We start from the raw sequence: 22,852 nt of genomic DNA, 5'->3' as shown, positions 1-22,852 counted from the left end.
AGCGAAAAGCGTTACTCCGGTCAACAACTGACCAGTTCATTATACGGGAGTTTTGTTATGTCTCACACAATTGACCTGACACTGGACGGCCTCTCCTGCGGCCACTGTGTCAAACGCGTAAAAGAAAGTCTGGAACAGCGTCCTGATGTCGAAAGCGCTGACGTCACTATCGATCACGCCGCCGTCACCGGCAGCGCCAGTGCGCAAGCGCTGATTGATACCATCAAACAGGCAGGTTATGGGGCGGAGCTGAGCCACCCAAAGGCTAAACCGCTGGCAGAGTCATCATCCCCGTCGGAAGCACTGACAGCGGCCACTCCTGAGCTTCCGGCAGCTGATGATATCGATGACAGCCAACAGCTGCTGATCAACGGCATGAGCTGCGCCAGCTGCGTCTCCCGGGTGCAAAATGCCTTGCAGGCGGTACCCGGAGTCGCGCAGGCACGGGTCAATCTTGCGGAGCGTACTGCGCTGGTCATGGGCAGTGCCTCCGCCGCAGAATTAGTGCAGGCCGTTGAAAAAGCGGGCTATGGCGCAGAGGCCATCGAAGATGATGCCAAACGCCGTGAACGTCAGCAGGAAACGGCCATCGCCACCATGAAACGCTTCCGCTGGCAGGCCATTGTTGCGCTGCTGGTCGGGATCCCGGTGATGGTGTGGGGCATGATCGGTGACAACATGATGGTCACCGACGACAACCGCACGCTGTGGCTGGTCATTGGTATCATTACGCTTGGTGTAATGGTATTTGCAGGCGGACATTTCTACTCCAGCGCCTGGAAGAGCCTGAAAAACCGCACCGCAACCATGGATACGCTGGTGGCACTCGGCACGGGTGCGGCATGGCTCTACTCCATGAGCGTGAACGTCTGGCCACAGTGGTTCCCGATGGAAGCCCGCCATCTCTATTATGAAGCGAGCGCGATGATCATCGGCCTGATTAACCTGGGCCATATGCTGGAAGCCCGTGCCCGTCAGCGCTCCTCAAAGGCGCTGGAGCGGCTGCTGGATTTAACCCCCCCGACCGCCCGCGTGGTCACTGACGACGGAGAAAAAAGCGTTCCTCTGGCCGAGGTTCAGCCCGGTATGACGCTGCGTCTGACCACCGGTGACCGCGTTCCCGTGGACGGAGACATTACGCAGGGCGAAGCCTGGTTTGACGAAGCGATGCTCACCGGGGAACCCATTCCGCAGCAGAAATCACAGGGTGATGGCGTGCATGCCGGTACGGTGGTGCAGGACGGCAGCGTGCTGTTCACCGCCAGTGCAGTGGGAAGCCACACCACGCTGTCCCGTATTATCCGCATGGTGCGCCAGGCACAGAGCAGTAAGCCTGAAATAGGTCAGCTGGCCGATAAAATCTCCGCCATTTTTGTGCCGGTGGTGGTGGGCATTGCGCTGCTGAGCGCGGCTATCTGGTATTTCTTCGGCCCGGCGCCGCAAATTGTCTATACCCTGGTGATCGCCACCACGGTACTGATTATCGCCTGTCCTTGCGCGCTCGGCCTTGCGACGCCGATGTCGATTATCTCCGGCGTGGGACGCGCCGCCGAGTTTGGCGTGCTGGTGCGTGATGCCGACGCCCTGCAACGCGCCAGCACTCTCGACACGCTGGTCTTTGATAAAACCGGTACCCTGACCGAAGGTAAACCGCAGGTTGTATCCGTGCATACCTCAGGCTTCGCGGAGGCTGACGCGCTGCGTCTCGCCGCGGCCCTGGAACAAGGCTCCAGCCACCCGCTGGCGCGAGCCATCATTGAGAAAGCCGGTGAGGCCAGCCTGCCGCAGGTGAACAACTTCCGCACCCTGCGCGGATTAGGCGTCAGCGGTGAGGCCGAAGGGCACACACTGCTGCTGGGTAACCAGGCCCTGATGAATGAAAACGGCATAGCAACTTCAGCGCTGGAAAGTGAACTGAATGCCCAGGCATCACAGGGCGCAACCCCTGTCCTGCTTGCGGTGGACGGTCATATTGCGGCCCTGCTGGCCGTGCGCGATCCGTTACGTCAGGACAGTGTGGATGCCTTACAACGACTGCACCGCGCGGGCTACCGCCTGGTGATGTTAACCGGGGATAACCCAACCACGGCCAACGCCATCGCCAGAGAGGCGGGGATCGATGAAGTCATTGCCGGTGTCCTGCCGGACGGCAAAGCGGACGCCATTAAAACGCTGCAACAACAGGGGCGCCAGGTCGCGATGGTTGGCGACGGTATTAACGATGCGCCGGCGCTGGCACAGGCAGAGGTGGGGATTGCCATGGGAAGCGGGAGCGACGTTGCCATTGAGACGGCAGCTATCACTCTGATGCGACACAGCCTGATGGGTGTTGCCGATGCGCTGGCGATTTCGAAAGCCACGTTGCGCAACATGAAGCAGAACCTGCTGGGTGCGTTTATCTATAACTCGCTCGGTATCCCGATTGCTGCCGGCATTCTGTGGCCCCTGACCGGTACGCTGCTTAACCCGGTGGTCGCAGGTGCAGCGATGGCGCTCTCCTCCATTACCGTGGTGAGCAACGCCAACCGTCTGCTGCGCTTTAAACCGAAAGCGTAATACGCTTCCCCGGCCTACGAAACGTGCCGACGTTCACCTGTTGCGCCGCCCTGCCCCACGCGTTAGCATGAACCTTTCCGTTTATGGAGCGCGTATGAGTCTGTTTCGCCGTATAAAAACATCGTTTCGCGCCCTCTTCCCCCGCCGTTATACCTGGCCCGGAATGGATATCTCGCTCCCCGGCGGTCAGCATCTGCACCTGGTGGGCAGCATACATATGGGCACGCAGGATATGTCCCCGCTGCCCTCTGGTCTGTTATCCCTCCTGAAGCAGGCCGATGCGCTGGTGGTTGAGGCGGATATTTCAGGCCACGAGTCTCCCTTTGCCGGGCTGGAGAGCGATCTCACCCTGGCCGACCGTCTGGACGAGGCTCAGCTCGCCGAACTGACGCGCGTGGCGGATGAAACCGGCGTTTCGCTCTCGATGCTGGACACCCTGCCGCTCTGGCAGATTGCCATGATATTACAGGCGACGCAGGCGCAGCGTCTGGGTCTGCGCGGTGATTATGGTATTGATTACCAGCTGCTGAATGCGGCCCGGGCACGCCGTCTGCCGATCATTGAGCTGGAAGGTACCGATAGCCAGATTGCCCTCCTTCGCCAGTTGCCTGATGACGGTCTCATTCTTCTTGATGATACGCTAACGCACTGGCATACCAACGCCCGTCTGCTGCAAACCATGATTGGCTGGTGGCTGGATGCCCCGCCTGCTGAGGGGAAATTAACGCTGCCGTCGACGTTCAGTGAATCGCTGTATGATGTGCTGATGAATGCACGCAATGCGGCATGGCGGCAGACGCTGCATGCGTTACCTGCCGGGCATTACGTGGTTGCGGTGGGGGCATTACATTTGTACGGAGAAGGAAACTTGCCGTCGCTGCTGAAATAAAAAAATGGCCAATATTTCTATTGGCCCGTCAAAGAGGAATTTCATCGTTTTTATTATGCCGAAGGAGACCTTCGGTTGAGCCGATTGTCGCTCAAAGTGACCATCACTGCCAATACTATTGCGCAAGATGGTGCTATTTTTTAGACAAACGTCAGGCGTATGCTGTCAGCATGAATTGTCTGTCGTAAGAAGGATAGCTATGACTCCCGCCGTTAAATTACTCGAAAAAAACAAAATTTCTTTCCGGATCCACACTTACGATCACGATCCGAACGAAACCAATTTTGGTGATGAAGTGGTGCGCAAACTGGGGCTGAACGCCGACCAGGTCTATAAAACGCTGCTGGTGGCCGTGAATGGAGATATGAAGCATCTCGCCGTCGCGGTCACGCCCGTGGCTGGTCAACTGGACCTGAAGAAAGTGGCCAAAGCGCTGGGAGCGAAAAAGGTAGATATGGCAGACCCAATGGTTGCGCAACGCACCACGGGTTATCTGGTGGGCGGGATCAGCCCGCTCGGACAGAAAAAACGCCTGCCAACGCTGATTGACGCCCCTTCTCAGGAATTTGAAACCATCTATATTTCCGGCGGCAAGCGCGGGCTGGATATCGAACTGGCCGCAGGCGATCTGGCCAAAATGCTGGATGCGAAGTTTGCGGATATTGCGCGCCGGGATTAAAAGAAAAAGCCGGGTGGCGGCTGCGAGGTAAAAGCAAAACGGTAACAGACGTTACCGTTTTTTGTGTTCACGCCCTCTCCCGGTGGGAGAGGGTTGGGGTGAGGGCATCAGGCCGCACAACGTTACTGCCAGCTCACCTCGCCTTTCGGCTCATACGCATTCACGTCGATCGGTGAATTCTGCTCGATAAACTGCTTCAGAACCTCGGCATCAATAAAGCCGGTATTCACATAGCCCGGTTTATTATCGATGTGCGGATAACCGTCGCCGCCGGTGGCGTTAAAGCTTAAGGTTGCCAGACGGTAGGTTTTCGCGGGATCAACCGGCTCACCCTTGATTTTGAGATCGTTGAGCTTGCCGTCTTTGGCCACAAAGCTGACGTTAGCGAACTGCGGATAGGCGCCAGAGTCCGGCTTCATCTGCGCCACGGCGGTAAGGTACTCAATCACCTCTTTCCCGCTCATATCGGCATAAACCACCACGTTGCCAAACGGCTGCACCTTCAGCACATCTTTATAGGTGATATTCCCGCCTTCGATGGAATCACGGATCCCGCCGCCGCTCATCACACCAAAATCAGCGCCGGTGCGCGCGATTTGTGCCGCCAGCACCAGGTGACCCATATTGGTCTGTACGAAACGGACTTTGCTGCGGTCCCCTTCCAGACGCCCGTTCAGCGTACCGATTTTCACGTCCAGCTGCGCTTTGCCTTTATTCTGGAACGGGGTTAACAGGGAGAGCATCTGTGGGTTCTCGGGGATCTCCGGGGTGTAGAGTACGCGCTCACTTTTCCCGTCCGGATAGGTCACTTTTTTCTTCAGGTTGACCGGGATGAGCTGATAATGCACCAGTTTCATCTCGCCGTTACGGAACTCAAAGTCGGCACGGCCAACGTATTTACCCCACTCGTGTGCCTGCACAATCCAGATCCCGTTCTGACGGTCTGGTGCACACGGCGTGCCCGGAACATAATCCACCTGCTTTTTATTCTCCGAGGCCATGCACACCGGATCTTGTGAGTGACCACCCACAATCATTGCCAGCGAGCCCGCAGGGAGGCTGCGCGCCATTTCAACGTCGCCCGGTGCGTTAGAACCATGCTCGCCGTTGTCGTAATGTCCCATATGGGTGGTGGCGATGATCACGTCCGGTTTTTCATTTTGCTGCAACTCCTGAATCACCAGCTTCGCTTCGTCTGCCGGTTTACGGAATTCGATATCGGTAAAGAACTCCGGGTTGCCAATTTTTGCCGTATCGTCCGTGGTGAGGCCAATCACCGCGATTTTCAGATCCTGACGCTTAAACAGCGCCCACGGTTTAAACAGGCGTTCACCGGTACTTTTCTGATAGATATTGGCGGAGAGGAACGGGAATTTGGACCATTTTTCCTGCTGGCGCAGCACGCTCAGTGGGTTATCAAACTCATGGTTTCCGACGGCCATTGCATCGTAACCGATTAAATTCATGCCACGAAAATCAGGCTCAGCATCCTGTAAATCGGACTCCGGCACGCCGGTATTGATATCGCCCCCCGATAACAGCAGCACGCTGCCCCCTTCGGCGGCAACCTCTTTACGAATGCCATCCACCAGCGTTTTTTGCGCGGAGAGACCATATTCGCCGTACTCGCTGCGCCAGAAATGGCCGTGGTGATCGTTGGTATGCAGGATCGTAATTTTATACGTTTTGTCTTTTTCATACGCCTGTGCGGGCAGGCTTGCCAGACCCCAGGCGGCGAGCAGCGCCAACGCGACGCCATGCTTCATTAACTTCATCTTCTCTCTCCCTGACCAATAGACAAACGCAAAAATTACAGTGAGTAACAAGAATAGACAAATAAGTTTTCATAATTGCGACTTTCTTCAAATGTCGCTGGCAGGTATGTTAGTTGGATAATAATTACCCCCTGCATTTTTCATCACTAACGACGTGGTATTTATGGCAATCAGTGAATCAACCCAGCCCGTTTCGGGCGCGCCGGCGTCGCCGCCACCCTCGCGCACCTCATTTAAAGTCTTAGGCGCTATTAGCCTCTCCCATCTGCTCAACGACATGATCCAGTCGCTGATCCTGGCGATTTACCCGCTGCTGCAATCCGAGTTTTCATTAACCTTCGTGCAGATCGGGATGATCACCCTGACCTTCCAGCTGGCCTCTTCGCTACTGCAACCTATCGTCGGTTACTGGACGGATAAATATCCGATGCCGTGGTCGCTGCCGATTGGCATGTGCTTCACCCTGAGCGGGTTGGTGCTGCTGGCTATGGCGGGCAGTTTTGAAGCGGTGCTGCTTGCCGCCGCGCTGGTGGGGACCGGCTCGTCGGTCTTCCATCCGGAGTCCTCCCGCGTGGCACGTATGGCCTCCGGCGGGCGCCACGGGTTGGCGCAATCACTCTTCCAGGTGGGCGGTAATTTTGGCAGTTCCCTCGGCCCGCTGCTGGCGGCAGTGATCATCGCCCCCTACGGCAAGGGTAACGTCGCCTGGTTTGTGCTGGCCGCCCTGCTGGCGATCGTTGTGCTCGCCCAGATCAGTCGCTGGTATGCCGCACAGCACCGCGTAAACAAAGGCAAACCAAAAGTGAAGGTTATCAATCCCCTTCCACGCAATAAGGTTATCCTGGCCGTGTCCGTGCTGCTGGTGCTGATTTTCTCGAAATATTTCTATATGGCGAGCATCAGCAGCTATTACACCTTTTACCTGATGCAAAAATTCGGATTATCGGTACAAAACGCGCAGTTCCACCTGTTTGCTTTCCTGTTTGCCGTCGCAGCAGGGACGGTGATTGGCGGGCCAGTCGGGGATAAAATTGGCCGTAAATATGTTATTTGGGGCTCTATCCTTGGCGTTGCTCCCTTTACCCTTATTTTGCCTTACGCCAGCCTTGAATGGACGGGCATTTTAACGGTGATTATTGGTTTTATTCTGGCTTCGGCGTTCTCGGCTATCCTGGTGTATGCGCAGGAGTTGTTACCGGGGCGTATTGGTATGGTTTCCGGGCTCTTCTTTGGTTTCGCCTTCGGCATGGGCGGCCTTGGTGCAGCCGTGTTAGGCATGGTTGCCGACCACACCAGTATCTTCCTGGTTTATAAAATCTGCGCTTTCCTGCCACTTCTGGGGATGTTGACCATATTCCTGCCTGATAATCGTCATAAAGCGTAATTTCATGGCTGCCAAAGTGTAACTTTGGCAGCCTGATGCCCTCATGGCATAAGGCTTTCCTGTTCATCCCTTCTCTGAATTTATCAAAACCTGCCTTTTCTGAGGCATATTGCCGTTTTATTCAAACTTCAACAATTATTCATAAACACAAGGGTAAAAATTGTCATAAACTATTACTCGGTTTTTGGTTTTCACCAAAATGGAACACCCACAACGAAAGGAGACGGAATGCACCACGCCACACCGCTTATCACCACCATTGTTGGTGGACTTGTGCTCGCTTTTATTCTCGGCATGATTGCCAATAAACTGCGTATTTCCCCTCTTGTGGGCTATCTGTTAGCCGGGGTACTGGCGGGACCGTTTACGCCTGGCTTCGTTGCGGATACCAAACTGGCACCTGAACTGGCGGAACTGGGCGTGATTCTGCTGATGTTTGGCGTGGGGCTGCATTTTTCCCTGAAGGACCTGATGGCGGTAAAGTCGATCGCCATACCGGGAGCGATCGCCCAGATAGGGGTGGCGACGCTGCTGGGCATGGCGCTTTCGGCCGTACTGGGCTGGTCGTTAATGACCGGCATCGTATTTGGGCTGTGTCTCTCAACCGCCAGTACCGTGGTGCTGCTGCGCGCGCTTGAAGAGAGGCAGCTGATAGACAGCCAGCGCGGACAAATCGCAATCGGCTGGCTGATTGTTGAAGATCTGGTGATGGTGCTGACGCTGGTCCTGCTGCCTGCCGTCGCCGGAATGATGGAAAAAGACACCCACGGCTTTGCCTCGCTGGCGCTGGATATGAGCATCACAATCGGAAAAGTGGTGGCGTTTATCGCCATCATGATGCTGGTAGGCCGCCGTCTGGTGCCGTGGATCATGTCGCGCAGCGCGGCCACCGGCTCGCGTGAACTGTTCACCCTTTCCGTCCTTGCGCTGGCGCTGGGGATTGCCTTTGGTGCGGTGGAGCTCTTTGACGTCTCCTTTGCCCTTGGCGCGTTCTTCGCCGGGATGGTGCTGAACGAATCCGAACTGAGCCACCGAGCGGCGCACGACACCCTCCCCCTGCGTGATGCCTTCGCGGTGCTGTTCTTTGTCTCCGTCGGGATGCTGTTTGATCCGATGATTCTGGTTCAGCAGCCGCTGGCCGTACTGGGGACGCTGGCGATTATCATCTTTGGTAAGTCGGTCGCCGCCTTTTTCCTGGTGCGAATGTTCGGCCACTCGCCGCGTACCGCTCTTACCATCGCCGCCAGCCTGGCACAGATTGGTGAGTTCGCCTTTATTCTGGCGGGTCTGGGGATGGCGCTCAACCTGTTGCCGCAGGCCGGGCAGAACCTGGTGCTGGCGGGAGCGATCCTCTCGATTATGCTGAACCCGGTGCTGTTCGCGCTGCTGGAAAAATATCTCGATAAAACCGAAACCCTTGAAGAGCAGACGCTCGAAGAGGCCATTGAAGAAGAGAAGCAGATCCCGGTGGATATTTGCAACCACGCCCTGCTGGTCGGCTTTGGCCGCGTGGGAAGCCTGCTCGGCGAGAAGCTGATGGCGCAGGGGATCCCGCTGGTGGTGATTGAAACCTCGCGCACCCGCGTCGATGAGCTGCGCGAGCGCGGTATTCGCGCAGTGCTGGGCAATGCGGCGAACGAAGAAATTATGAACCTGGCGCATCTGGACTGCGCCCGCTGGCTGCTGCTGACCATTCCAAACGGCTACGAAGCGGGTGAGATTGTGGCCACTGCACGTGAGAAATGCCCAACGATTGAGATCATTGCCCGCGCCCATTACGACGACGAGGTGGATTACATCACCGAACGGGGTGCGAATCAGGTGGTGATGGGTGAGCGCGAAATTGCGAATACGATGCTGGCGCTGCTGGCGAAGCCGCCGGTTGAAGAGGCTGTGACGAGGTAAGTTTCGTGCGGCCTGATGCCCTCACCCTGACCCTCTCCCACCGGGAGAGGGAATAAACACTAAAAACGGCAACATGCGTTGCCGTTTTGCTTTTACCTGTCCCAGTACGCCTCTTCGAGGCTGTCTTCCCTTTCCGGCAGGCCACGTGTTAAGCGCGGGGAGTGCTGGTTCAGCACCTGATAACTGACGCGGTTCGCGTATTTACACACCTGCGCCAGCGACGAATAGGTGAGCCAGCTGAACTTATGTTTGCTGGAATTCGGCACGTTGGTTTTGTGGTAGGCATTGGCGGTGATGTCATGCAGCAGCGCCGCCAGCGCACCGTCGCCCGCACCGTTGGTGTTCATGATCTTCTCCGGGCCGCCCATGTACGGGGCGATGTGCGAGTAGATCCGCAGCGGATTAACACAGTCTTTATAACGCATGCCACGGCTGAACTCATACTGGTTGAACTCGGCGATGGCGCCAGGCAGCAGCGGATGCTGGGTTTTGCGTTTACTCTCTTCTTCCGTGAAGCCTGCCATATACAGCCCTACCGGTCCGGCGGTGCAGAGCACCAGATCCACCCAGTCCAGCGCTTTATCGGAGGCCAGCAGCGGATCGCTCTCGCCGGTGAGGGCCTCAGCTTCTTCTTCGTTCATCGCCAGAATCGAGACATGCTCTTTCAGGAAGGCCTGCCACCACTCCGGGTTGTCGGCAATCACAAATTTCGTTCCCAGCGTCAGGACCACCGGCACATCGTACTTTTTCGCATACTCAATCGCCTTCATGGTGGCTTTCGGCATCGGCTCGCCCGGCTTGCAGCGCACCAGGTAGGAGGTGAGCACCAGCGCCGACGCGCCCGCAATCACCTCTTCGGGAATGCTCTCGGCACGCAGCTTGTTCATGTGGCCGGGGCTGATGGCAAAGGTACGCTCGCCGGATTCACCGATCAGCGTAAAGCAGCGGCCAATGGGGCCGTCGACACCCTGCAGATAGTTAAGATCGGTACGGCTGGAGGTATTGCACAGGTAACGGTAGGCGTAGCCACCAATTTCGATGTTGCTGCACATCACGCCGAGCAGCACTGAGCGGTCGTCTGCCAGAACGGAGTAGTTATGCATGGTATTGCCGATGGTGCCACCGGCAAACTGATGGGTGATCAGGTTGTCACGCACCAGCTCCTGATAGAGCGCCTCCGCAACATCGTCTTCGATTACCAGCGAGTGGCCGGCGCTCAGACCGTAACGGGCGACAAACGCATCATCCACTTTCGCTTCAATGTCCACCAGCGTCTGATCGATACCGACGACCCATGCCGCGCTGGTTTCATTTTCAGGCTGGATTTGCTGCAGGAGCGGATCGCGGGCATCAACAGGGAAGTAGTGTTTGGATTTGCGTTTACCGGGAAATTTCATGGTCTGAACTGTGCATAGAATATGGGCCGGGAATGGTAGCACAAACCCGGCCCAGAGTGCGATCAGCGGCTGTTGGTCACCAGCGAGACCATCATGTCGATATGTTCCGGAGCGTCGTTAAGTGCCGGAATGTACTCGTACTTCTCACCGCCAGCCTCCAGGAAAAACTCCCGGTTTTGCACCGCGATCTCCTCCAGCGTTTCCAGGCAATCGGCCGAAAAGCCCGGCGACATCACCTGAATATGCTTCACGCCTTTCTCGCCGAGCATTTTGAGGGTTTCGTCCGTATACGGTGTCAACCACGGCTCGCGACCAAAGCGCGACTGGAAAGTCATCATCACCTTCTCCGGCGGCAGGCCGAGCGCGGACACCAGCTCACGCGTGGTATCGCGACAGCGCTGCGGATAATCATCCCCTTCGTTAGCGAAACGCTGCGGAATGCCGTGATAGGACAGCAGCAGCAGATCCGGCTCGCCGTGTTTTTCAAACGACGCGCGGGCACTGCTGGCAAGCGCTTTGATATAGAGTTCGTTATCGGCGTAGTCGCGTATAAAGGTCACGCCCGGAATGCGGCGGCGGGTCGCCAGAATGCGGGCCAGTTCGTCCCACACCGCAGCAACCGTCGAGCAGGAGTACTGCGGGTAGAGTGCCAGCACCACAATGTGCTCAACCCCCTGCGCGAGCAGCGCGTCGACCGCACTTTCCAGAGACGGTTTGCCATAGCTCATGCCGAGCGCGACAGGCATATCCGGCAGGCGGGCAGCCAGCGCTTTCTCCTGACGACGGCTGTAGACCATCAGCGGCGAGCCCTCTTCCATCCAGACAGACTGATAGAGTTTGGCGACGCGCGGTGAACGAATGGGCAGAATCACGCCACGCAGTAATGGCCACCACAGCAGTCTTGGGGTATCCACAACGCGCGTGTCGCTTAAAAATTGTCGCAGATAGCGTTTTACCGCTTCTGGCGTAGGTGCTTCTGGGGTGCCCAGATTGGCAAGCAGGATGCCGGTTTTCGCCTGACTCATTCACGCCTCTTAACCATTTGAATGGTTGTCAATTGTAGCGGAAATGCGTTTAAACGGAACCCATTGCTGTAATAGGTAAGATGAGAAATATTCTCACCCGGGGACCCGGGTGAGAGCAGTGCGATTAGCCGAGGATTTTTTCCAGCTCTGCACGAACGTCAGCCACGGCTTTGGTGCCGTCAACTTTCGCGTATTTGGTGTTACCCGCCTGCGCTTCTTTGGTGTAGTAGCCGATCAGCGGCGCAGTCATCTGATGGTATTCCACCAGGCGCTTACGCACGGTCTCTTCCTGATCGTCTTTACGGGTGGTCAGCTCTTCGCCGGTTACGTCGTCTTTACCTTCAACCTTAGGTGGGTTGAATTTAATGTGGTAAACGCGGCCAGAAGCAGCGTGCACACGGCGACCAACGATACGATCAACGATCAGCTCGTCTGGTACGTCGAACTCCAGCACGTAGTCTACGTTGATGCCCGCTTCTTTCATGGCGTCAGCCTGAGGAATGGTGCGTGGGAAGCCGTCCAGCAGGAAACCGTTACGGCAGTCTTCCTGAGCAATGCGCTCTTTGACCAGAGCGATAACCAGCTCGTCGGTCACCAGTTTGCCAGCGTCCATGATGTCTTTCGCTTGTTTACCCAGCTCAGAGCCAGATTTAACAGCAGCGCGCAGCATATCACCGGTGGAGATTTGCGGAATACCGTATTTCTCCATGATGAACTGAGCCTGAGTTCCTTTACCCGCGCCCGGAGCGCCAAGCAGAATAATACGCATTGCGAAAATCCCCTCAAAAGTCGATTCAATTTTTCAAAAGCGCTAAACAATACCACCAGAACGGATGCGGCTCAAGGAAGGCGGGAGGGCTGAAACGGTTAATGGGGGGAGATTATTTGGGGGAGTGCGGTCTGGTGCCCTCACCCCGGCCCTCTCCCACGGGGAGAGGGAGAAGACCAGGGGAGGCGTGGTCAATTACGCCAGCAGCAGCGCATTCACACGTTTAATGAAGAGGTTAGGATCTTCCAGCGTGCCGCGCTCGGCCAGCAGAGACTGATCCAGCAGCAGTTCAACCCACTCAGCGAAGCGGGTTTCGTCCTGGGTATCCGCCGCGCGTTTCACCAGCGGGTGATCCGGGTTCAGCTCGAAGATATATTTCACTTCTGGCATCGCCTGACCTGCCGCGGCGAACAGTTTCGCCATCTGGGTACCCATTTCGTCCGCATCGGTAGTCACAATCGCCGGCGTATCGGTCAGACGGTGGGTGAAGCGCACCTCTTTCACACGATCGCCCAGCAGGGTTTTCACGCGCTCAACGAACGGCTCCAGCGCCTTCTCGGCTTCTTTCGCGCTTTCATCCACTTCATCCGCCAGCTTGTCGATGGATTCATCGGCTTTGGCAACAGACTGGAATGGCTTACCGTCGAACTCGGTCAGGTAGTTCATCATCCACTCGTCGATGCGGTCAGAAAGCAGCAGCACTTCGATGCCTTTCTTACGCAGCAGCTCCAGGTGTGGGCTGCTCTTCGCCGCGGCGTAGCTGTCGGCGGTGATGTAGTAGATCTTCTCCTGCCCTTCTTTCATGCGGGAAACGTACTCTTCCAGCGACACGCTCTGCGCGGAGGAGTCAGTGTGCGTAGAGGCAAAGCGCAGCAGTTTGGCGATCGCTTCTACGTTCGCGGTGTCTTCCGCCGGGCCTTCTTTCAGCACCAGGCCAAACTGCTTCCAGAAGGTCTGGTATTTTTCCGCGTCGTCTTTCGCCAGTTTTTCCAGCATCTGCAGCGTACGTTTGGTCAGCGCGTTACGCAGGTTGCGGGTCACGGTGCTGTCCTGCAGAATTTCACGGGAGACGTTCAGCGGCAGATCGTTGGAATCTATCAGGCCACGGACAAAGCGCAGGTAGTTCGGCATGAACTGCTCGGCGTCGTCCATGATGAAGACACGCTGAACGTAAAGCTTCAGACCGTGCTTGTGATCGCGGTTCCACATATCCCACGGTGCCTGCGACGGGATATACAGCAGGCTGGTGTACTCCTGCTTACCTTCCACACGGTTATGGCTCCAGGTCAGCGGATCGGTAAAGTCGTGGACGATGTGTTTGTAGAACTCGTTGTATTCGTCGTCCTTGATTTCAGCCTTATTGCGCGTCCACAGGGCCTGCGCCTTGTTGATTTTCTCCCAGGAGACCACGGTTTCACCGTCTTTCTCTTCCTGCTTTTCAATCTCAACCGGCAGGGCAATGTGGTCGGAATATTTGCTGATGATGGAGCGCACGCGCCAGTCGTTCAGGAAATCGTCTTCGCCTTCACGCAGGTGCAGGGTGATTTCGGTGCCGCGATCCGCTTTGGTGATGTCATCAACGGTGTATTCACCTTCACCTTTGGATTCCCAGAACACGCCGTTTTCCGCGCTGTCACCCGCCGCACGTGTACGCACGGTCACTTTGTCCGCCACGATAAACGCCGAATAGAAGCCCACACCGAACTGGCCGATCAGCTGGCTGTCTTTCGCCTGGTCAGAGCCCATTGATTCCAGGAACGCTTTGGTCCCGGATTTGGCGATAGTCCCGAGGTGGTCGATCACCTCGTCACGGTTCATGCCGATGCCGTTATCGGCGATGGTCAGGGTGCGGTTCTCTTTATTGAAAGAGACGCGCACGCGCAGCTCGCCGTCGCCTTCATACAGATCCGGGTTAGACAGCGCGCGGAAACGCAGCTTGTCCGCCGCATCGGAGGCGTTGGAAATCAGCTCACGCAGGAAGATTTCTTTGTTGGAATACAGGGAATGGATCATCAGGTGCAGAAGCTGTTTTACTTCTGACTGGAAACCACGGGTTTCTTGTCCTTTCATCTAAGTCGACCTCAACAATGCCATTTAATGGGGTTGTAAAACGTTGAGGGAGAGATGGGGATAAGCAGGGAAATTTTCAAGCGGAGGCTGCGAATGCCGCCTCCGTTTGGTCAGAAAATAATCTTATGACGTCCGGCCAGAGAGTGCGACAGCGTGGTGCCGTCAACCATCTCTAGTTCGCCGCCAACCGGCACGCCGTGAGCGATACGGCTGGCGTCAACGCCGTACTGCGCGCACAGCTCGGCGATGTAGTTGGCGGTTGCCTCCCCTTCCACCGTGGGGTTGGTGGCGAGGATCACCTCTTTGATGGTCTCGGACTCCAGACGCTGTTCAAGGCGATCAAGACCGATATCATCCGGGCCAATACCGTCCAGCGGGGAGAGATGCCCCATCAGCACGAAATAGCGGCCAGAAAACTGCCCGGTTTGTTCGATGGCATAGATGTCCGCCGGACTCTCCACCACGCAAATCTGACCGTTCTCCTGACGACGCGGATTCGAGCAAATATTACAGACGTCCTGCTCGGTAAAAGTACGGCAATCCGCACAGTGACCAATCTCTGACATGGCGCGGGTCAGAGCCTGCGCCAGGCGCATCCCGCCGCTGCGGTCGCGCTGCAATAGCGTAAACGCCATACGCTGCGCCGACTTCGGGCCTACGCCCGGCAGGCAGCGCAACGCTTCCATTAACTGCGTGAGCAGCGGACTGGTTTGCATCAGAACGGCATCTTGAAGCCCGGCGGCAGTTGCATACCGCTGGATACAGAGGCCATTTTCTCTTTCTGGGTTTCGTCGATACGGCGAGCGGCATCGTTGAACGCGGCTGCAACCAGATCTTCCAGCATCTCTTTGTCGTCTTCGAGCAGGCTTGGATCGATTTCAACGCGGCGGCAGTTATGCGCACCGTTGATGGTCACCTTGACCAGACCGGCACCGGATTCACCCGTGACTTCCAGCTGAGCGATCTCTTCCTGCATTTTCTGCATTTTTTCCTGCATCTGCTGAGCCTGCTTCATCAGGCCACCCAGACCGCCTTTTCCACCAAACATAGGCTTCTCTCTCTTTCACGTTTAACGATGACAACCGTAAGTCAGACTCACGATCAAATGGGGCGAATACTCTCTTCATCCAGATCGGCGTCGAAGAACCGGCGCAGGGTCTGGATGTTGTTATCCGCAATAATCGACTCACGCGCCTGCGCGAGTTTCTCTTCATAAATGGCCTGGCGCCACTCCAGTGGCGTTCGCACCGCCGGATTATCATCTTCAATGATAGTCAATTCAACCGGTGCACCCTGCAATGTGGCCAGCGCCTCCGCCAGCGCTTTTTGTGCGCCGGGGGAGTTCAGATGCCGTTGACCAGGACGCAGATGCAGACGCACCTGATTACCGTCCTGCTCTTTCCAGGCATTCAGCGCGACCTGCTCGACCAGCTTAGGCAAATGCAGTTTACTGACCTCCGCGGCCCAGGCGTCACGCGCGATAGACTCTTCCGCGAGCTTCGCGGAAAGCTCCGGTGTTTTTTCATGCTCCAGCGCTTTCTTCAGCGCTTTTGGCGTGGCAACCTCTTTCTTCACCTCTTCGACGATGGTCGTCGACTTCCAGCGGTAAGCCTCTTCTTTCACCGGGGCTTTTTGCTCGAGCGCGGACGGTGCCGGGCGCGCCTGTACGCGCTCCGTTACCGAGGCCAGTCGTTCAAGCGCGGCGTTGTTTACCGGCCGCGCTCTTCCTGGCGCTGCCGGTTCACTCTTTTTTGGTTTGGTTGCTCCCTGCGCTCGCTGCAACTGGCTGCGGGCGGCAAGCACCGAACTGGTGGCATCCGACAGCGGTACATTTTGCGGCGGCGCTGCCGGCTGTGCTGGCACCTGCTGCGGCGACATCACTGCCGTTGGAGCGGTCGGGGCGAATGACTGCCGGGGCACTTCAGGCTCTGGCAGCGGCATACGCGGGTGGAATGCCAGCGCACGCAGCAGCGTCATTTCAACGCCCATTCTAGGATCCGGCGCAAACGGCAGCTCTTTACGGCCAATCAGCAAGGTCTGGTAGTAAAGCTGTACATCAGCAGGCGGCACGGTACGGGCAAGTTCACGCATCCGCTGTTCAATGGCCGCCATATCCGCCCCCATCGCTGACGGAGAGAGCTGAAGCATCGCTACACGGTGCAGCAGGCTAAGCATCTCGACCAGTAGGGCTTCCCACTCGACGCCACGGGCTGCAGCGGCATTCACCAGCGACATGACGCGCTCACCGTTCGCGGCGATCGTGGCTTCAATCAGGGAGAGCGCCTGGTCGTCATCCAGCGTGCCGAGCATGGTGCTGACCGCCTCCGTCGACAGTTTACCGTCACCGCTGGCAATGGCTTGATCCGTCAGGCTGAGCGCATCGCGCAGGCTGCCGTCCGCTGCACGGGCCAGCAGTTGCAGGGCGCGCGGCTCGTGGACAATGTTCTCTTCGTCGAGAATGTGTTCCAGCTGAGTGCGGATCTGTTCAACGTCCAGCGCCTTCAGATGGAACTGCAAACAGCGCGACAGAATCGTCACCGGCAGCTTTTGCGGATCGGTGGTCGCCAGCAGGAATTTCACATGCGCAGGCGGCTCTTCCAGCGTTTTCAGCAGGGCGTTGAAGCTGTGACGTGACAGCATGTGCACTTCATCGATCAGATAGACCTTGAAGCGGCCACGCGCCGGGGCGTACTGCACGTTATCCAGCAGTTCACGGGTATCTTCAACTTTGGTGCGCGAGGCGGCGTCGATCTCGATCAGATCGACAAAGCGCCCCTGCTCGATCTCACGGCAGTTGTCACACACGCCACATGGCGTGGCGGTGATCCCGGTTTCGCAGTTCAGACCTTTTGCCAGCAAACGGGCAATAGAGGTTTTACCGACGCCGCGGGTACCGGAGAAGAGATAGGCGTGATGGATACGACCTAGCGACAAGCCGTTCGCCAGGGCCGTCAGCACATGTTCCTGACCGACAACGTCGGCAAAGGTTTGTGGTCGCCATTTACGGGCTAACACCTGATAACTCATGGGCAGGCTCTGCAACGCTGGAAGGTGAATTAATGGAGGGGAATGCTATCACAACCTCACCCATTGAGCGAGGTTGTGAGAAACGGGATTAATGACCCGGGAAAGGCACCAGGCTGTAGCTGGTAATACCCTGTTTTTCCAGGCGCTGTTCGCCGCCCAGATCGAACAGATTGATGATGAAGGCCGCGTCGGTCACTTCACCACCCAGGCGACGAATCAGCTTCACGGTCGCTTCGATAGTGCCGCCGGTTGCCAGCAGATCGTCCACCACCAGCACTTTGTCGCCAGGCTTAATGGCATCAACGTGGATTTCCAGCTGATCGGTGCCGTATTCCAGCTCATAGCTCTCCGCGATGGTTTCACGCGGCAGTTTGCGCGGCTTACGCACTGGCACAAAACCTACGCCCATTGCCAGCGCCACCGGTGCGCCAAACAGGAAGCCACGGGCTTCGGTACCTACTACTTTGGTGATCCCGGCGTTTTTATAACGCTCTACCAGCAGTTCAATGCTGAGCGCGTACGCTTTCGGGTCTTCCAGCAAGCTGGTGACATCACGGAAAAGAATGCCAGGTTTTGGATAGTCCTGGATGCTTTTGATGCTGTTTTTCAGATATTCAAGCTGCTGTGCAGTTGCGGTCATCGGTTTGTGCCTAAATGAAACAGTGTTACTCACAGCGCGCAAAGAGGCGGTAAAGGTAACAATTGTTTAACCTTTAACCAGGCGCGCCTGTGCTCGAAAACGGTCGAATTTACTGGCTGCGCGCAATAATTGCAACAGCCATTATAAGGCTTCAGTGCTTTTGTTGCTTTTCATCAACCACGGGGATCCGCCACATGAAGATAAGCAGGCAGGTCAGGATAACCAGCAGCAGGATCCGCACCCACATCATTTTCACCAGCCATAATGAAATGGCGAAGGTGATGAGGATGACTGCAATCGCACGCGGCTTTGCGCCAGGCGGCATGGCCCGGTGTTTCTGCCAGTGGCGCAGATAGCCGCCAAACCACGAGCGATACAGCAGCCAGTGATGAAAACGCGGGGATGAGCGGGCAAAACACCAGGCTGCCAGCAGAATAAACGGCGTCGTGGGCAAAAGTGGCAAAACCACGCCCAGGGTGCCTAACACTACCGCCAGCCAGCCAATGATGATTAAAATAGTACGCTGCATAATGCGAATCGTTATCAAACTGAACGGCTACTTTACCACTGGAGCGCGCCTTGAAAATAGCCCTGCTTTTAGAGACGCTGCAAAATCAGCTCGTTGCCCTGCGCACGCAGGCGTCACCGTTGATGCAGCATGCGACGCTCAAACCGCGCTTTGACCGGCTGTTATTTCATACGCGAAGTACGCTGATGAAAGACTATCTTGATGAGGCGCAGACCAACCTCGACGAACTGCGACAGGCCGTGAATGACGGTAAACATGAGCAGGTGGCCTGGCTTGCGGAGCATCTCACCAGTCAGATCACCGCCTTGCACCGGGAGATCGCAGCCTGGCCCCTGCGTACGTGGGACAGCGCGTCGCCCGGCCTCGGTAAATGGCAGCGCAAACGGCTGGAGCACCAGGAGTTTGAACGCCGTCTGTTTGAGATGAAGCGCGAGCGGGAAGCACGTCTGAACAACAGTGAAACGCTGGAAGAGCAGCAGTTATTGATGCGCGAAATCGACGCGCTGGATGGACGTCTTGTCCGCTGCCGTCAGGCGCTGGATGAGATCGAACGCGTCATTGAACGCCTGACCTGTTAAAAGGAGCCACACATGTCGCTGGAAAATGCCCCCGATGAGGTCAAACTGGCCGTCGATTTGATTATGCTGCTGGAGAATCATGAGATCCCGGCTGAGACGGTGCTGAAGGCACTGGAGATTGTGCGGCGGGATTTTGAGGGAAAGGTGAAGGCCGGTTGCCCTCACCCTCACCCTAACCCTCTCCCACAGGGAGAGGGAAAATAGTTCAGGCGGGAGTCGGATCGTCACCCTTAATCTCACGCTTCACTTCCGTATGCTCGTCACCTTTCTCGTTATGCAGGTGAACCTCAAGCTGGTTGAAAGCAATATTGATATTGTTTTCACGGCACAGACGGTCGATGGAGCGGTTCAGTTCATCCACGGTGTAGCTGCGATCGCGAAGCTCACGCACGTATAAACGCAGCTCGTGATCCAGCGTGCTTGCCCCGAAGGTGGTGAAGAAGACGTCTGGCGCTGGCTCGTGCATGACCTTTGGATGCTCTTTTGCGGCCTTCAGCAATACCTCTTTCACCTTATCCAGATCCGAACCGTAGGCTACGCCGAGGCGGATCACCACACGCGTCGTCGTATCAGAGAGCGACCAGTTGATCAGACGCTCGGTCACGAACGCTTTGTTCGGGATGATCACCTCTTTGCGATCGAAGTCGGTAATAGTGGTCGCACGAATGCGGATCTTGCTGACGGTACCGGAGAAGGTCCCGATGGTCACCGTATCGCCAATTCGCACCGGACGTTCGAACAGGATGATCAGGCCGGAAACGAAGTTACCGAAAATCTCCTGCAGGCCAAAACCGAGACCCACAGAGAGAGCTGCCGCCAGCCACTGCAGTTTGTCCCATGACACGCCCAGCGAGCCGAAGACCGTCATCGCCCCGACAATAATAATGACGTAGTTGAGGATGGTGGTAATGGCATAGGACGCCCCCTGACGCAGGTTCAGGCGCGACAGCACCAGCACCTCCAGCAGACCCGGCAGGTTTCGAATCAGCGCCCAGGCCACCATCGACGACACCACCGCAAATAGCAGACTGCCCATGGTGACGCTCTTCATCACCGCAGCGCCTGCTTCGGTCCCGCTGTACTGCCAGAGGGTGATACTGTCGAGATAGGCAAAGACGGTAATCAAATCAGACCAGATGGCCCAGAACATCACCGCGAACAGGGCAATCATCACCAGCATGGTGATACGCAGCGTCTGCTGGTTAACCTGCTCCAGCGCGATGGTCGGCTCTTCCTGCGGCTCCGCGCCTTCGGCGCCCTCTTTCACCTGATGCTGACGACGCGCAATGGCGCGGCGATAAGCGATACGGCGAGCCGCCACGCTCAGGCCGCGCAGCACGGTCTGGTAGAGCAGGTTCCAGACAATCACCAGATAGACGGTTTCTATCCAGCGGCCGGACAGACGCAGCGTGGTGTAGAAGTAGCCCGTCGCCGTGAGCACCATCAGCGCCAGCGGAATGATTGCCAGCACCGTGACGGTGGCGAGGCGCAGATTGTGGGACTCTTTATCACGCCAGCTATCGCGGCACATCGGCCACATCAGGATGGCAATCAACAGCAGGTTCAGCAGAATGACCAGCTGACCCAGAACGTCATCCATCAGATGCAGCGGAGAAAGCTCGGAAACCACCGACCAGAAGTGCAGCGGCAGGAGCGCCAGGCTGATGCGGACAATCTGACGACGCCAGTGGCTGGTCAGTTGCTGCGGCATATTGAAGTGACGCACCGCCACGCCGTCTTTTTCCAGCACCTTCCAGCACAGACCAAACACCAGCCAGAACAGGGCCAGCTTTTTACTGAAAGCCCACAGCAAATCGCTGACGTTGAGCTGCATGGTAAGCAGGATCAGGCCAACCGCCAGGATGATCAGGCACACCGGCAGCGCGCGAATGAGATCGATCAGAATCGCTTTTGGCGTATGCAGCTGGCTGTCATTTCGCAATTGCCCCACTTCTGAGGCCAGCTTCGCCTGATAGTTCTTCAGCCATCCCAGACGCCAGCGGATCACGCCCGCAATCAGCAGCAGCGGTAATCCCGCCAGGAAGGCAATCATCACCGCGGGCCAGGCTTTCTCCCAGTTCCCGGTGATTTTCATGCTTTTAATCTGCGTTTTCAGCGTTTCGGGGAAGGATTTAACCCAGTCCCAGTCCATCGGCTTGTTGCTGTTAACCCAGAAAATCTGCTGGGTTAAAATCTCCTGCAGACTTTTAGAAACGCTCACCAGCTGCTGCTGGTTGATCTGCAGGTTAATCGCCATCATCAGCTGGTTACCCAGCTGTTTATTGAGCTGGTCAAGCAGCTCGCGGCGCATATCCACCACCAGCAACAGTGCGTCGTGAACTTCCGGGTTCACTTCACTGGAGTGGCCCTCTTCTATTTTGGCGACAAAGGTATCGCTCTGGAAAAGGGCATCGCGCTGCTGGTTGACGTCAAACTGTTCCAGACGTAAATCCGCAATGCGGTTGGTCATGTTCTCCAGCTCGTCGGCAGAGGGCAGCGTCTGCTGTTGCTGGTAAAGAATGCGTGACAGCAGAAGGCTGCCTTTCAGCACCGCAATTTGCTCTTTGATGTTACGTTCCGCCTGGAGCGCGCGGTCCAGCCAGTTTTTAACTTTAATGTTCTGTTGAACCAGCGAGTTACCGTTTTCGGTCGCCTGAATCAGGCGCTCGCTCAGCTGATGGTTCGCATCGAGCTCCTGCTTCACCAGCGGATTGGCCTGGATGCGGGCGGTTTCGTCCGGCGATACCGCCTCCTGGGCGGTTTTTTCCGTCAGCGTCAGGCGCTTGCTGTTCACCGCCTCCTGCAACAGCTGAAGCTGATGTTCCAGACGGTTAATGTTGGCGGTCACGTAATCACGCTGTTTTTGTAGCGTGTCCTGCAGCACCGTATTCCCTTCCAGGCTTTTACGCTGCTGTTCAATTTGCGCATTCAGTAACGACTGCTGAACCAGCAGCAGCGTTTGCTGCGTCGGGCGCAGCGTGCCTTCACCCACCGTGGTGCCGTTCAGGCGATTGCGGATTTGCTGCAGCTGCTGAGACGCGGCGTACATTGCGTTTTGTACGCGCTCGGGCTGAGTCTGCAAAGAGACAAGCTGACTGTTGTAGGTGGCGAGATCCGACTGTGCGGTTTGCAGGTCGTCGAGCAGTTGTGCGACGCGTGACTCCAGCTGACGCAGCGACAGTGTTGCCAGCGTTTTGCGCGTTTCGTCGTCGTTATCTACGTCGCTCAGGGCATTTAGCGAATCCGTTGCTTTACGCATGTTTTCAGGCGCCTGCGCCACCTTCTGACGAAGCTGGGTAGTTTCCGCTTTAACGCGATCGATTTTATCCAGTGATTCCAGCGTTTCCGTCAGATCCTGCTGAACGAGTTTGTCCTGCGGCGTGAGATCTTTTTGTTTATTCAGGGCGTCGAGCTGCGACTGAACATCAGCACGTGATGGAATGTCATTGCCGTTATCGGCGCGGGCCCAGGAAAGCGGTGCCGTTGCGAAGAAAAACAGCGTCGCGAAGAGTAGTGCAAGAACAGGATGTTGCGAGCGATTGGTGTGCAGCATAGTCGTGAGTGATGTCAGAAGATGACCGAAAATAGTCCGGCGTGCAGAATATCACGCTCGCCTGAAGCAGAATAGC

General features: G+C 56.7%; 18 protein-coding genes and 1 other annotated feature. Of the genes, 7 read left to right on the top strand and 11 right to left on the bottom strand.

What is annotated here, in order from left to right:
• Positions 1–57: 57 nt before the first annotated feature.
• The 3 genes from copA to ybaK all read left to right on the top strand — a co-directional run bounded on the left by copA (position 58) and on the right by ybaK (position 4,124).
• Positions 58–2,556, top strand: a complete 2,499-nt coding sequence (gene copA / locus ECL_RS06110) for a copper-exporting P-type ATPase CopA (RefSeq protein ID WP_040021500.1) — start codon at positions 58–60, stop codon at positions 2,554–2,556.
• A 94-nt stretch (positions 2,557–2,650) separates the two neighbouring features.
• Positions 2,651–3,445 carry a TraB/GumN family protein gene (locus ECL_RS06105; protein ID WP_013095905.1) on the top strand — a complete coding sequence of 265 codons (795 nt, stop codon included), beginning with the start codon at positions 2,651–2,653 and terminating at the stop codon, positions 3,443–3,445.
• Positions 3,446–3,644: 199 nt separating this feature from the next.
• Entirely contained in the window at positions 3,645–4,124 is a 480-nt protein-coding gene (ybaK, locus tag ECL_RS06100; RefSeq protein ID WP_010428207.1) for a Cys-tRNA(Pro)/Cys-tRNA(Cys) deacylase YbaK, read from the top strand.
• A gap of 122 nt (positions 4,125–4,246) precedes the next feature.
• Here ybaK and ushA read toward each other — a convergent pair whose 3' ends face one another.
• Positions 4,247–5,899: a bifunctional UDP-sugar hydrolase/5'-nucleotidase UshA gene (ushA, locus tag ECL_RS06095; RefSeq protein WP_013095904.1), complete on the bottom strand. Its 1,653-nt coding sequence runs from the start codon at positions 5,897–5,899 to the stop codon at positions 4,247–4,249.
• Between the two features lie 163 nt (positions 5,900–6,062).
• On the opposite strand from ushA, the gene ECL_RS06090 reads away from it, so the two are divergent.
• Both ECL_RS06090 and ybaL read left to right on the top strand, forming a co-directional pair.
• Positions 6,063–7,283: an MFS transporter gene (locus ECL_RS06090; RefSeq protein WP_013095903.1), complete on the top strand. Its 1,221-nt coding sequence runs from the start codon at positions 6,063–6,065 to the stop codon at positions 7,281–7,283.
• Positions 7,284–7,511: 228 nt separating this feature from the next.
• Entirely contained in the window at positions 7,512–9,188 is a 1,677-nt protein-coding gene (gene ybaL, locus ECL_RS06085) for a YbaL family putative K(+) efflux transporter (protein ID WP_013095902.1), read from the top strand.
• Between the two features lie 92 nt (positions 9,189–9,280).
• Here ybaL and ECL_RS06080 read toward each other — a convergent pair whose 3' ends face one another.
• The 9 genes from ECL_RS06080 to ECL_RS06040 all read right to left on the bottom strand — a co-directional run bounded on the left by ECL_RS06080 (position 9,281) and on the right by ECL_RS06040 (position 18,645).
• On the bottom strand, positions 9,281–10,585 hold the full coding sequence (locus ECL_RS06080; RefSeq protein WP_013095901.1) for an inosine/guanosine kinase: 1,305 nt from the start codon (positions 10,583–10,585) through the stop codon (positions 9,281–9,283).
• 62 nt (positions 10,586–10,647) lie between these two features.
• The gene (hemH, locus tag ECL_RS06075) at positions 10,648–11,610 is read right to left on the bottom strand and encodes a ferrochelatase (protein WP_013095900.1); all 963 of its coding nucleotides are present in this window, start codon (positions 11,608–11,610) and stop codon (positions 10,648–10,650) included.
• Positions 11,611–11,734: 124 nt separating this feature from the next.
• Positions 11,735–12,379 (bottom strand): adenylate kinase, encoded by a 645-nt coding sequence (gene adk / locus ECL_RS06070; protein ID WP_006809841.1) that lies wholly within the window; start codon positions 12,377–12,379, stop codon positions 11,735–11,737.
• A 195-nt stretch (positions 12,380–12,574) separates the two neighbouring features.
• A complete protein-coding gene (gene htpG / locus ECL_RS06065) occupies positions 12,575–14,449 on the bottom strand; it encodes a molecular chaperone HtpG (RefSeq protein WP_013095899.1) in 1,875 nt (624 codons plus the stop codon).
• A gap of 110 nt (positions 14,450–14,559) precedes the next feature.
• Positions 14,560–15,165, bottom strand: a complete 606-nt coding sequence (gene recR / locus ECL_RS06060) for a recombination mediator RecR (protein WP_013095898.1) — start codon at positions 15,163–15,165, stop codon at positions 14,560–14,562.
• Complete coding sequence (locus ECL_RS06055) at positions 15,165–15,497, bottom strand: YbaB/EbfC family nucleoid-associated protein (protein ID WP_003858972.1); 333 nt, start codon at positions 15,495–15,497, stop codon at positions 15,165–15,167. The genes recR and ECL_RS06055 overlap by 1 nt, the downstream gene beginning before the upstream one ends.
• Before the next feature lie 53 nt (positions 15,498–15,550).
• A complete protein-coding gene (gene dnaX / locus ECL_RS06050; protein WP_044158848.1) occupies positions 15,551–17,476 on the bottom strand; it encodes a DNA polymerase III subunit gamma/tau in 1,926 nt (641 codons plus the stop codon).
• Positions 16,157–16,221: a sequence feature (DnaX frameshifting element), on the bottom strand. (Overlaps the previous gene by 65 nt.)
• An 88-nt stretch (positions 17,477–17,564) precedes the next feature.
• Entirely contained in the window at positions 17,565–18,116 is a 552-nt protein-coding gene (gene apt, locus ECL_RS06045) for an adenine phosphoribosyltransferase (RefSeq protein WP_000127359.1), read from the bottom strand.
• Between the two features lie 151 nt (positions 18,117–18,267).
• Positions 18,268–18,645: a DUF454 family protein gene (locus ECL_RS06040; protein WP_013095896.1), complete on the bottom strand. Its 378-nt coding sequence runs from the start codon at positions 18,643–18,645 to the stop codon at positions 18,268–18,270.
• A 50-nt stretch (positions 18,646–18,695) separates the two neighbouring features.
• On the opposite strand from ECL_RS06040, the gene priC reads away from it, so the two are divergent.
• Together priC and rsmS are read left to right on the top strand one after the other, a co-directional pair.
• Positions 18,696–19,223, top strand: a complete 528-nt coding sequence (gene priC / locus ECL_RS06035) for a primosomal replication protein N'' (protein WP_013095895.1) — start codon at positions 18,696–18,698, stop codon at positions 19,221–19,223.
• 12 nt (positions 19,224–19,235) lie between these two features.
• Entirely contained in the window at positions 19,236–19,427 is a 192-nt protein-coding gene (gene rsmS, locus ECL_RS06030; protein WP_013095894.1) for a pleiotropic regulatory protein RsmS, read from the top strand.
• 1 nt (position 19,428) lies between these two features.
• Here rsmS and mscK read toward each other — a convergent pair whose 3' ends face one another.
• Positions 19,429–22,776: a mechanosensitive channel MscK gene (mscK, locus tag ECL_RS06025; protein ID WP_013095893.1), complete on the bottom strand. Its 3,348-nt coding sequence runs from the start codon at positions 22,774–22,776 to the stop codon at positions 19,429–19,431.
• Positions 22,777–22,852 lie beyond the last annotated feature (76 nt).

The organism is Enterobacter cloacae subsp. cloacae ATCC 13047, assembly GCF_000025565.1.
Classification (GTDB): Bacteria; Pseudomonadota; Gammaproteobacteria; order Enterobacterales; family Enterobacteriaceae; genus Enterobacter; species Enterobacter cloacae.
The sequence above is the reverse complement of the archived record's forward strand: the minus strand, read 5'-3'. Positions and strand labels throughout refer to the sequence as shown.